8 protein-coding genes, 1 riboswitch and 1 other annotated feature are annotated in these 11,810 nt (G+C 40.3%); of the genes, 3 read left to right on the forward strand and 5 right to left on the reverse strand.

The genetic code is table 11. The features are described from left to right. Positions 1-20: 20 nt before the first annotated feature. Positions 21-758, reverse strand: coding sequence for a pseudouridine synthase (locus tag PVE40_RS08495; protein ID WP_274731472.1), 738 nt, complete (start codon positions 756-758; stop codon positions 21-23). A gap of 10 nt (positions 759-768) precedes the next feature. Next, the gene (locus tag PVE40_RS08500; RefSeq protein WP_274731473.1) at positions 769-2,571 is read right to left on the reverse strand and encodes a putative polysaccharide biosynthesis protein; all 1,803 of its coding nucleotides are present in this window, start codon (positions 2,569-2,571) and stop codon (positions 769-771) included. A 260-nt stretch (positions 2,572-2,831) separates the two neighbouring features. On the opposite strand from PVE40_RS08500, the gene PVE40_RS08505 reads away from it, so the two are divergent. Next, a complete protein-coding gene (locus PVE40_RS08505; protein ID WP_274731474.1) occupies positions 2,832-4,040 on the forward strand; it encodes a LysM peptidoglycan-binding domain-containing protein in 1,209 nt (402 codons plus the stop codon). Positions 4,041-4,255: 215 nt separating this feature from the next. Here the strand turns inward: PVE40_RS08505 and leuS are convergent, their stop codons facing one another. Both leuS and PVE40_RS08515 read right to left on the reverse strand, forming a co-directional pair. Further along, on the reverse strand, positions 4,256-6,670 hold the full coding sequence (gene leuS / locus PVE40_RS08510; RefSeq protein WP_274731475.1) for a leucine--tRNA ligase: 2,415 nt from the start codon (positions 6,668-6,670) through the stop codon (positions 4,256-4,258). Positions 6,671-6,751: 81 nt separating this feature from the next. Continuing rightward, positions 6,752-6,944, reverse strand: a binding site (T-box leader). 57 nt (positions 6,945-7,001) lie between these two features. Continuing rightward, positions 7,002-8,651, reverse strand: coding sequence for a muramidase family protein (locus tag PVE40_RS08515; protein WP_274731476.1), 1,650 nt, complete (start codon positions 8,649-8,651; stop codon positions 7,002-7,004). Between the two features lie 164 nt (positions 8,652-8,815). Here PVE40_RS08515 and mnmM point away from each other — a divergent pair, with 164 nt between their 5' ends. Continuing rightward, positions 8,816-9,382: a tRNA 5-(aminomethyl)-2-thiouridylate-methyltransferase MnmM gene (gene mnmM, locus PVE40_RS08520; protein WP_274731477.1), complete on the forward strand. Its 567-nt coding sequence runs from the start codon at positions 8,816-8,818 to the stop codon at positions 9,380-9,382. Between the two features lie 49 nt (positions 9,383-9,431). Here the strand turns inward: mnmM and metK are convergent, their stop codons facing one another. Next, a complete protein-coding gene (gene metK / locus PVE40_RS08525; RefSeq protein ID WP_274731478.1) occupies positions 9,432-10,634 on the reverse strand; it encodes a methionine adenosyltransferase in 1,203 nt (400 codons plus the stop codon). After that, positions 10,632-10,706, reverse strand: a riboswitch (SMK box riboswitch). Its footprint overlaps the gene before it by 3 nt. A gap of 149 nt (positions 10,707-10,855) precedes the next feature. Between metK and PVE40_RS08530 the strand changes: the two genes are divergently transcribed. Beyond that, positions 10,856-11,671, forward strand: coding sequence for a hypothetical protein (locus tag PVE40_RS08530; protein WP_274731479.1), 816 nt, complete (start codon positions 10,856-10,858; stop codon positions 11,669-11,671). Positions 11,672-11,810 lie beyond the last annotated feature (139 nt).

Consider the following 11,810-nt stretch of genomic DNA (forward strand, 5'->3'; position numbering starts at 1 on the left):
TTTATCTTACCATTATACCTCTATTTTTCAATCTGAGGCAGAAATTCTTCTAAACTCTTTTGTTCCGATTCCGTTAAGAAACGATATTCACCTTTTTTCAAGTTTTCATCAAGGACAAGCGACCCCATTGTAAGGCGTTTGAGGTAACGAACTTCTTTCCCACATTGGACGACCATCCGTTTGACTTGATGGAATTTTCCTTCTCGAATGGTGATCCAAACTTCTGATTGTTGCTGTTCTTCATCTACTCGCTTTATTTCTAGCTCGGCTGGGAGACATTCATAGCCGTCTTCCAGCGTGATTCCAGCTTCAAATGCTCTTTGATCTGCCTCATCCATCAAGCCATCTACTTTTGCATAATAAGTCTTCGATACATGTCGACGTGGGGAAAGTAAAAAGTGTGCTAGCTCTCCGTCATTGGTTAAGAGAAGCAGACCTTCTGTATCTTTATCCAGTCTGCCAACTGGGAATAGTTGATGATGCTGCATTTCAATCGGCAATAAGTCAAGGACTGTTTTCTGTCTGGAATCTTCTGTGGCACTCAACACACCAGCTGGTTTATGAAGCATGACATAGACAAATTTTTGATAATGAATTACTTCTCCATCCACCCTCACTTCATCTTTTTCAGGATGAACGGAGAATTCCCCTTTTGTTTGAACGGTTTCGTTCACTTGAACGATTTTTTTCTTTAGTAATTGTTTTACTTCTTTCCGCGAACCAAATCCAGTATGAGAAAGATACTTATCTAAGCGCAAGAAATCCCTCCTATTTGGTTTTCAGTCGGTTACGTAGTCCAGATATTCGTGCACCCAATACTTCATCTGCAACACGCGTTTTTAAGCCTAGGTAAATGTATACCAGTCCACCTGCCGCTGCGATGATGAGTACCATCAGTAAAGCAGTTATTTTCCGGTCTGAGGTTAAAAAAGTGCTCAATAAAATGTGGGTAATATGAGCCGTAGCAACCATCCACCCTGTTATAAGGGAAATGATTCCTAGATTTTTGGCAGTGCCTCTTACGTTGAAAGGTACGAGTTTGTAAATATAAATGATACATAAAATAGTTGTTACTAAGAATCCAATACTAGTTGCGTACAACGTACCAGCTGTTTCAAAAATCCGAATCAACGGGTATTGAATCACAAGTTTTACAACAAGTCCCACTCCTAGATAGAGGATGGCTATTTTGTGCTTACCGAATGACTGCAAGATAGAAGTCGTAATTGTGAATGCTCCTAAAATAATGCTCATAACAGAAGCAATTTGCAGGAGATTGACTGCTACTGGCGTAAACTCTGAAACGCCGTAGAACAAGCTGTAAATAGGTCTGGCAACTACCATCATCCCCAATGCTGCTGGGAACATGACAAAGGTAAACAACTCGAATATTTTACGAATCTGGTTGCCTAATACTAACTGATCTTGCTTGATATAATTCTCTACTAATAGGGGTATGGAGGTTGCAGCAAGCCCCACCGCCAAGGAAATGATAATCATAATCAGTTTGTCGGCTTGGAAGCTGAATATTCCGTACAGCTCACCAATCGTAATCTTATCAAGTTCTGTCGCCGCCAACATAAACGGTTCAAAGGTAAACTGATCAATGAACTTCCCGAATGTAATACCAGAACCAACAACGATAAAAGGAATCGCTTCTCTAATCATTTCTTTGATTGCTGAACCGGTATCGACCGTAACCGTCGTCGTTGATGCTTCAAATAATGGGCGATATTTTTTCATATGTTTTTGGTAATACCACATCAACATCAGCAAAGAAGCAAGTGCTCCGACAAAGGCGGCAAAGGTCGAGTGAGCAACTGCGACAGGCACTGACCCACTGAAAACGCGCATCACCATAAAGGTAGCGAGTAGCATATAAGCAACTCGAACGATTTGCTCTACTACTTGTGTGATGGCAGAAGGTACCATGTCTTGAAACCCTTGGAAATATCCACGAATCAAACTCATAACCGGTACGACAAGCAAGGCTGGAGCCAACGAACGAATAACCAGCGTACTGTCTTCTACCGAACCGCTCGGGCTGTAAGCAGCAATCAAGGGAGCAAGTACCCACATCAATAGTGCGCTCACGACTCCCGTCCCGATCATAAACAGTGCAGTCTTCTTAAACAGAGTTTGCCCTGCTTGATATTGTTTCTTTGCGTTATAATGGGCAATCTGTTTGGAGATAGCAGAAGGAAATCCTGCAGTCCCAATCGAAAGGAAAAGTTGATACGGCGTATACCCTACTGCAAAGAGGGCATTCCCGAATTCTTTACCTCCTCCTAGCATCGCATTCCATGGAATAACATAAAGAGCTCCTAGTAAGCGAGAAAAGATACTGCCAAAGGTCATCCAAAAGGTACCTTGCACAATTTTATCATTACCAGAATCTTCTTCTGGTTCTATTTCTACCAAGGGAGACTCCAGCGCTACTGGACTTTCTTGGTTTAGTATATCCATTTGTTCATCTACTATATTTGGAAGCTGCTTCATGGCTTCCGCTTTTTTTCTTTCACTTCGTGTTTTGTATTCTTGCATCGTAATCAAACCTCGATTTTCTCTCATTTCAGTGCGTTCAAATTATTTTACCAAACAAATACATCTTTTCAAATCAGGAAAGTACATCACTTTTTCCTTTATTCACCATAGCGTCCTGTAATTCCAAAAATAAAGAACACATAAAACTTAAATGTTAACTAAATAGCGGTTGTATGGTATAATTTATTTAGAAAATATTATGCTTTACAGCCATCAATCTCCTCATTTTCCTTCAACACTTTGTCCCTTGCATGCTTCGTTTGGGCAATAAGAAAAGAGGGATCATCATGAAAAAGACACCCACCTCTTTAGTCAGCACGATACTCACCTTCCTGCTGCTCCTCTTCCTAATCGCTCCTCCTATTCAAGCTGCACCCTCTCAGTTTATTACGAAAGCCAACACAAGCGAAAAAGTCGTTGCACTTACCTTTGATGATGGCTCGGATGGGACAAATTTCAATCGTATCTTATCAATTTTAGCAAAACACAATATCAAAGCTACCTTCTTCTTAACTGGTGCTGGTGCGACGGATCATCCACAATCGATTCGGGATGCAGTCAATATGGGACACGATATTGGAAATCACTCCTATAGTCATCCTTATTTCACTCAGATTTCTATTGTCGAAATGGTGAATCAGCTGACAAAAACAGATCAAATCATTCGAAATCTAACGGGTGTCAGTACCAAACCGTTTTTCCGTGCGCCATATGGAGCGACCAATCAAACCGTATTACAAACAGTTGGAAATGCGGGATATACCTATACCCTTCACTGGAACATCGATTCAATCGACTGGACCGGTAATTCAGCTCAGGACATTAGTAATCGGGTGTTAAAAAATATTGTTCCCGGTACAATCATCTTGATGCATACGGGAGCTGGAGCCAGCGGTACACCCCCGGCACTGGAAACAATCATACCAGCCTTGAAAAAGCTAGGGTACCGTTTTGTAACCCTCTCCGAACTACTGAAAGTAACTGGAAATCCAAATGTACCAGCTCCTGGTTCTGGAACAGCTTATACGGTCCGTTCGGGAGACACCCTTTATTCGATTTCTTTTCGCTATGGCGTGACAGTCTCTCAACTTGCTGCTCATAATGGTATTACGAACCCTAACCTCATTCATGTGGGTCAGATTTTACGAATTCCCGGAACGACTCCTCCTCCTGCAGCGAATACAAGTACCTATACAGTAAAAGCTCGTGACACACTGTACGCCATCGCTTTGCGCTATAAAACTACCGTTCAAACTCTCGTAACCATAAATAATTTAGCCAATCCAAATGTTTTACGCATTGGACAAGTATTAAAAGTTCCCAGTCAAGCAACTTCCCCACCACCTGCTACAACCGTTCTTTATACGGTAAAAGCTGGGGATACCTTATATGCCATCGCTCTGCATTACGGAACAACCGTGCAACGCTTAGTGACCCTGAACCAACTAACCAATCCGAATTTGTTACGAGTAGGTCAAGTGCTCGTGATTCGTTAGAACAGTCGCTTTTGGACAAGTGAGAGCCATCTTTTTAGCTCACTTGTCCATTATTTTTAAATTTAGACAAGTGAGTGATTTTTCAGATACTCACTTGTCCAAAAATCGATTTATTGGACAAGTAGCCTACTTTTTAACCGTTCACTTGTCCATTTTGACTAAAAAACGAAAAAACAGCAGCTAAGAGCCATACTCCTAGCTGCTGTTTCATGAAATTAATTCGCTACGATGTTTACCAATTTACCAGGTACAGCAATCATTTTGCGAATCGTTTTTCCTGCTATCTCTTCTTTAATTTTTTCGTGATGGAGAGCGATGTCCGTTAACTCGTCTTTAGAAAGATTAGCGGCAACCATCTCACGTGCTTTCACTTTCCCATTGATTTGGAAAATGACTTCTACTTCATCTTCAACTAGGAATTTTTCTTCATATGTTGGCCAAGCTGCATAGGAAATGGTGTCTGTGTTGCCCAGTTTTTCCCATAGCTCTTCTCCCAAATGCGGTGCAATTGGTGCGAGCAATTGCACGAAGCCATTCATGTAATCGACTGGCAATGCTTCTGCTTTGTTGGCTTCGTTAACAAAAATCATCATTTGCGAAATGGCTGTATTGAAATGAAGTTGCTCATAATCTTCGGTCACTTTTTTCACGGTTTGGTGATAAACTTTATCAAGTTCACCTTTGTTTACCTTCGTAACGCGGTCTCGTACTTTGCCTTCTTCATCAATCATCAAGCGCCATACGCGGTCCAAGAATCGACGACTTGCTTCGATTCCTTTTTCACTCCAAGCAGTGCTGGCATCCAATGGCCCCATAAACATTTCATAAAGACGCAGTGTATCTGCACCAAATTCATTTACGATATCATCTGGATTTACTACGTTTCCTTTAGATTTGGACATCTTTTCATTGTTTTCTCCAAGAATCATCCCTTGGTTGAACAGTTTTTGGAATGGCTCTTTTGTTTTCACAATTCCCAAATCGTACAGGAATTTATGCCAGAAGCGGGCATACAACAAATGCAGAACGGCATGCTCTGCTCCGCCAATGTATAGATCCACATTTCCCCAGTAGGAAAGTGCTTCTTCTGAAACAAGTTCATTTTTATTGTGCGCATCCATGAAACGAAGGAAGTACCAAGAGCTGCCTGCCCATTGTGGCATGGTATTTGTTTCACGGCGGCCTTTCATACCCGTTTCTGGGTTAGTAACTTCCACCCATTCTTTCAAATTAGCAAGGGGCGATTCACCAGTACCGCTTGGTTGGATTTTGTCTGTTTTTGGCAGTAGCACAGGTAGTTCATTTTCTGGAACAGCTGTAGTTGTGCCGTCCTCCCAATGAATGACAGGAATTGGTTCGCCCCAATAACGTTGACGGGAGAACAACCAGTCACGCAAACGGTAGGAAACTACTTTATCTCCAATTCCTTTTTCTACTAGCCATTCATTCATGGCTTGGATTGCTGTTTCTTTATCCAATCCGTTCAGAAAATCAGAATTAATATGTGCTCCGTCACCTGTGTACGCTTCTTCTTCCACATTTCCGCCTTCTAGAACAGGAATAATCTCCAAACCAAACATTTTAGCGAACTCGTAGTCACGCGTATCGTGAGCAGGGACAGCCATAATCGCTCCCGTTCCGTAAGTAGAAAGAACATAATCTGAAATCCAAATCGGCATTTCTTTTCCGTTTACTGGGTTGATAGCATAAGCACCTGTGAAAACACCCGTTTTTTCTTTTGCCAAATCTGTACGGTCTAAATCGCTCTTCGTTGCGACAGACGCGATATATGCTTCTACCGCTTCCCGTTGCTCCTCGCTCATAATTTCTTGCACGAGCGGCAATTCTGGAGCCATTACGGCATATGTTGCGCCGAACAAGGTGTCCGGACGTGTAGTGAACACGGTAAAGTTTTGGTCATGGTCTTTCACTTGGAACGTAACGTTCGAACCTTCTGAACGGCCGATCCAGTTGCGCTGCATTTCTTTGATGCTGTCTGGCCAATCAACTAGTTCCAAATCATCAATCAAACGATCTGCATATGCAGTGATTTTCAACATCCACTGACGCATTGGTTTGCGGTATACAGGATGTCCGCCACGTTCACTGACTCCATCGACTACTTCTTCGTTAGCAAGTACGGTTCCAAGAGCAGGACACCAGTTAACGGATACTTCAGCTTCATAGGCCAATCCTTTTTCAAATAGTTTGGTGAAAATCCATTGTGTCCATTTGTAGTAATTTGGGTCTGTTGTGTTAATTTCTCGTGTCCAATCATAGCTGAATCCAAGTGATTGAATTTGGCGTTTGAAATTTTTGATGTTGTGTGCGGTAAACTCGGCTGGATCATTTCCTGTATCCAAAGCATACTGTTCTGCAGGCAAACCAAATGCATCCCAGCCCATCGGATGAAGTACATTAAATCCCTGTGCCCGTTTCCAGCGTGCAACGATATCTGTTGCCGTATATCCCTCTGGATGTCCTACGTGCAATCCTTGACCAGAAGGATAAGGGAACATATCCAACACATAATATTTAGGTTTTGTTGACCCTTGTTCCGTTTTAAAGGTTTGCTTTTGTGCCCAAGTTTTTTGCCATTTTTTCTCAATCGTTTGATGATTGTACGTCATTTCCATTTGCTCCTTTTTTGTGCTAGTAATTGAAATTCATTTTTAATACAAAAAAAGCCTATAAACCTCCCTTGGGAAGGTTTATAGGACGATTGATCTCGTGGTACCACCTATTTTATAACTTATCATGCCTGTAACGAGGCGACCCGGCAAAGCTTACTATATTCAGCATTGCAACTAAAAGGCGAGTTCAAGAATTTCATTCATGCATTTCCACCAACCATGCACTCTCTAGGGAATTTCCTTCTCTACTAATCCTTCTCATCATTTTTTTCTTATTGGATGTATCTTACCAAGAAATTCAAATTTTTTCAAGATGCGTTCTACACTGTTATTTTACTCGCAAGTTTTGACCCGGGTGAATCATGGAGCTGTTCATTTGGTTCCATGCTAGTAAATCAGCTAATGAAATATTATGTCTTTTAGCGATTGAATACAATGTATCGCCTTTTTGGACTTGATACGTATTCGTTGGTTTCGCTGGTGCTGGAGTTTGTACTGCAGCATTTTGTTTCATTTGAAGGGACTGACCAACAAAAATAAGATCAGAATTTAATTGGTTCCACTCTTTTATCTGGGTGACAGAAACACCTGCCTGCTGTGCAATTTTATAAAGAGTATCGCCTTTTTGAACAATATATTCTCCCGTTACTACTGGAGTAACAACTGGTTTTGGTGCTTCTTCTTTTACAACAGGTGCAGTTTTTTGCGTATAAAGGGTTTGGCCTGGATGAATCAAATCTGATTCCAATTGATTGATGGCCTTTAATTCAGCAACGGATAGGCCCGCTCTTGTAGCAAGGCTGTACAATGTATCGCCAGTCGATACATTGATAGAATTACGTGTGGCCTGAGTTGGATTGCTCTCTTTCACTGGCTCTGTTACAACTGGTTTTGGTTCTACTTTAGTTGCAGCCAATTTTAGGATCTGTCCTGGATGAATCAATTCATTTTTCAGTTGATTCCATTCTTTTAATTGAGCTGGGGTAACTTGGTATTTTTGTGAAATAGCCCATAAGGTATCCCCTGTTTTTACTTGATAAGAATTTTGTGTGGCTGGTTTTGGTTTTTCTACCGGTTTTACTGTTTCAACTGGTTTCACAGGTGCAGGCGTTACTTTCTTTGCAACCAATAATTTCATACCAGGATGAATCATTGAACTATTCAATTGGTTCCATTCCATCAGTTGAACAACTGAAATACCATGTCTTGTTGCAATGCCATACAAGGTATCGCCACTTTGAACCGTATAACTTCCAGATGCAACTGGTGTTGATGGCTTCACTACAGGAGTTGTAGGTGCCACAGTAGAAGGGGTGTCGTAACTCGTTAACCCATTCGCTTCGATAATTTTATTTAATTTTGTTGCGTAGGCCGTATCTGTAGCGTAACGCCCGGTTAAGTAAGTCGTTGCATCTTCATAAGTTGATGCATTGCTCTTCCAAGCACCACTATAATATTCTGGATCCCAGCTTGTTCCATTTCGCAATAATGCGGCATAGTCTTCCAATGATTCAGCATAGGAAGGATATTTACGGAATTTCGCTGTGATTTCATAGTATTCTTGTTTTCCATTATCTTCTAATGTTTTCTTCTCGACAGATTGACCGTTATAATCTCCTTTGATCCCAAAAAGATTATAATTAGGCTCAGATGCTAATCCACTTTGTCCCCAACCACTTTCAAGGATTGCTTGTGCCAACATGACAGACGCGTAAAGGTCGTTCTTTTGTGCGATGCTCTTAGCAGGGGTTACAATAGAATTTAAAAAAGCATTTCCATGCACCTTTGTTTCTACTTGATTCGATGTCTTTTTTTCCTCTGCATTTGCTTCTTGCATAGGCAAAACAATCGGAGCAACCAAAACAGATGTACTAATAAACGCTACACTTTTTTTCATTTTTGCGGCGGTTTGCATCACTTTATCTTTTAATTCTTTTTTATTTTTCATTGCGTGCCATTGCTTTCTTGAAAGTTCCAACACATACCACTCCTATCAAGTTCAAACTGTCGCTTTATAAACTAATGTCATTATAAGTTGTTTTTTGTTAAGAATGTGAGAATATTGTAAAATGTAAAAAATGTAACCATTTTGTAATATATGTGCTACGATAAAAGAACATAAAACCTAAAGGAGTTTCTTATATGTTAGAAAAAGCAGTCGCCTTCAGTCATAGCTTATTAAAAAAATCAATTATTCCAGGAGACATCGTAATCGATGGTACTGTTGGGAATGGTAATGATACCGTTCTGTTAGCTTCTCTAGTAGGAAAAACCGGCACAGTTATTGGTTTCGATATACAGGAAACAGCCATAGAGAAAACGAAACAAAAACTGCTCCTCACCGGCCTTCTTCCTCAAGTAGAATTACATCACGCTAGCCATGCCCAGGCCGTTGATTTTCTTCCTCCCAATAAAGAATTAGGAGGAGCAATCTACAACTTAGGCTACTTACCAGGTGGGGATAAAGAAATTACGACCCAAAAGGATTCGACTTTAATGAGTATTTCTTTCCTTTTGCCTCGGCTCCGGATAGGTTCTCTTCTTGTAGTAGTCGTTTACAGCGGCCATCCTGCAGGAGAAGCAGAGAAAAATGCATTAGTAGATTATGTCAGTCAACTGGATCAGAAAGAATATGATGTATTACTGTATCAATTCTTAAACCAAAAAAATAACCCGCCTTTTGTCCTTGCGATTGAACGGAAAAAGTAAATCTATTAAAAAATCCTGTTTCACACATGAAGTACGAAACAGGATTATTTTAAGCTAGATTCAATTTTTCTTTTAGAATGCTTACTTTATCGGTATTTTCCCAAGTAAATTCAACATCTTCACGACCAAAATGACCGTATGCAGCTGTCTTTTTAAAGATTGGACGTCTTAGATCCAACATTTCAATAATTCCAGCTGGTGTAAGGCTGAAGATTTCACGAACCGCTGCAATGATTGCTTGTTCTGAAATCGTGCTTGTACCGAATGTATCAACTGCAATCGAAACCGGCTCTGCTACACCAATTGCATAAGCAAGTTGGATTTCACATTTGTCGGCAATACCCGCAGCTACAATGTTTTTCGCGATGTATCGTGCTGCATAACTAGCTGAACGGTCTACTTTTGTAGCGTCTTTACCAGAAAATGCTCCACCACCATGACGTGCATATCCGCCGTAGGTATCTACAATAATCTTACGACCTGTTAAACCAGAATCGCCTTTTGGTCCGCCTGTTACAAAACGGCCTGTTGGATTAATGTAATATTTAGTTTGTTCATCGAGTAATGTTGAATCAATAACCGCTTCAATGATATGCTTCATAACATCTGACTTCAATTCAGCATAAGTTACAAATTCATCATGTTGGGTACTCAATACGATTGTATCAACACGCAATGGTTTATCGTCTTCATCATACTCTACAGTAACTTGTGCTTTTCCATCTGGACGTAAGTACGGCATCGTGCCATCTTTACGAACTTCTGATAAGCGCTTGGTTAATTTATGGCTCAAGCTGATTGGTAATGGCATAAGTTCTTCCGTCTCATTGATAGCAAAACCAAACATTAAGCCTTGATCTCCAGCACCAATCAGTTTTGTCTCACTCATTACTGTATCTTTGTCTTCACGGATTTCAAAAGATTGGTTGACTCCAAGAGCAATATCATCCGACTGCTCATCTAAAGATACCATAACAGCCAAGTTATCAGCGTCAAATCCATACTTTCCTCTTGTATATCCAATTTCAGTAACCGTTTCACGGACAACTTCCTGAATGTTCACATACGCGGAAGTTGTAACCTCGCCGAATACCATCACTAAACCGGTTGTTACAATTGTTTCACAAGCCACACGTGCTTGCTTATCCATGCTTAATAATTTATCAAGAATTGCATCACTAATTTGATCTGCAATTTTATCCGGATGTCCTTCTGTAACGGACTCGGATGTAAATAATCTTTTTTCTACCATATGTATTCCCCCATATTTTTGGTTACAAGGCCTCTCCATCTAACTGGATCCTATCGGGATATTGCGCTTCGCCTTTTAAACAGCAACAGCTAAACTATACGCTTTTTCACTGGGAAAATCAATCTTTTCTTAATATCGTGAACTCTTTCTAACCTATTACTAATTATTATTTATTATATGGTACAATCAGAATGAATAGGATATAGAAGGGAGTCACTTTTATGCTGCAAGCAAAAAATACAGTCAATCGTTTTATTCGCAATCCTTTTTTGATTTGGGTGCTTTCCCCTCTTCCACTTCTATTTGCAGGAGTGGTACTGGGAGCAAAGCAACAATCATTTCAGTTCTATCCAACCTTGCTCCTTTATCTTTTTCTACTTTGTACGACAATATTGGAGCGATACCTCATCAAAAAACAACAACGTCAAATTGATACCATCCCTACATTTGGTGGTGTTGCCCTTCTATTCTTAGCGTTATTCATCTTCCTATTTAGCAATGCGGTCAATATCGTTGCGGCTTTCTTGTTGCTGCTTTATCTTATTTTCTTATTTATCACTTATCATCAACAACTTGGTTTAGAACAAACAATCTGGTACTTGCTGCTCCAAGCATTTTTTCAAGCGATCATTTTGAATCAGGTAGCTTTCTATGCACAAACGAGTTATCTTACGATTCATTTAATTCCCTTCCTGCTACCAATTGTCTTGCTTTTGAGCCTAACTATTGTTTTTAAGCAGAAGAACTTTATCCAAAAGTTTCAAGAAAATGACTTTTATCAACGCATGCTTAAAAAGAAGTTATTGCTTTTCTTAATTGGACTATATGGTTCTTCTCTATTCGTTATCTTTCTACTTTTTCAAGCGACCGACACCGTATTACGAAGACAACTAGCTTTCTTTCTTTTTCAATTATTTTACTTGACGCCTTTAGCTTTTACACGTTTCCGCCAACAAATTCGGACGAACACATACCTAAGTATTTTATCAGGAGCCAGCATTATTCTCTACGCGTCCTTACTAACCCCCTCGTTCTAAAAAAAAAGCAGGTAGAATTCCTCATAAGAGGGTTCTACCTGCTTCTTTCGGTTATAAAAAAAGGCTCTAGAATATTAAGTGTTGATGGGCCTTTGGCCCTTTTGTGAAAAACACAAAGAGACAAATGAATTTTTCCGTT

It is taken from the genome of Jeotgalibaca caeni (assembly GCF_028863945.1).
GTDB lineage: Bacteria > Bacillota > Bacilli > Lactobacillales > Aerococcaceae > Jeotgalibaca > Jeotgalibaca caeni.

Bases quoted from the DNA above. Each gene is read 5' to 3' on its own strand.
- PVE40_RS08500 (WP_274731473.1), bottom strand. From the start codon at position 2,571: ATGAGAGAAAATCGAGGTTTGATTACGATGCAAGAATACAAAACACGA.
- PVE40_RS08505 (WP_274731474.1), top strand. From the start codon at position 2,832: ATGAAAAAGACACCCACCTCTTTAGTCAGCACGATACTCACCTTCCTG.
- leuS (WP_274731475.1), bottom strand. From the start codon at position 6,670: ATGACGTACAATCATCAAACGATTGAGAAAAAATGGCAAAAAACTTGG.
- mnmM (WP_274731477.1), top strand. From the start codon at position 8,816: ATGTTAGAAAAAGCAGTCGCCTTCAGTCATAGCTTATTAAAAAAATCA.
- metK (WP_274731478.1), bottom strand. From the start codon at position 10,634: ATGGTAGAAAAAAGATTATTTACATCCGAGTCCGTTACAGAAGGACAT.
- PVE40_RS08530 (WP_274731479.1), top strand. From the start codon at position 10,856: ATGCTGCAAGCAAAAAATACAGTCAATCGTTTTATTCGCAATCCTTTT.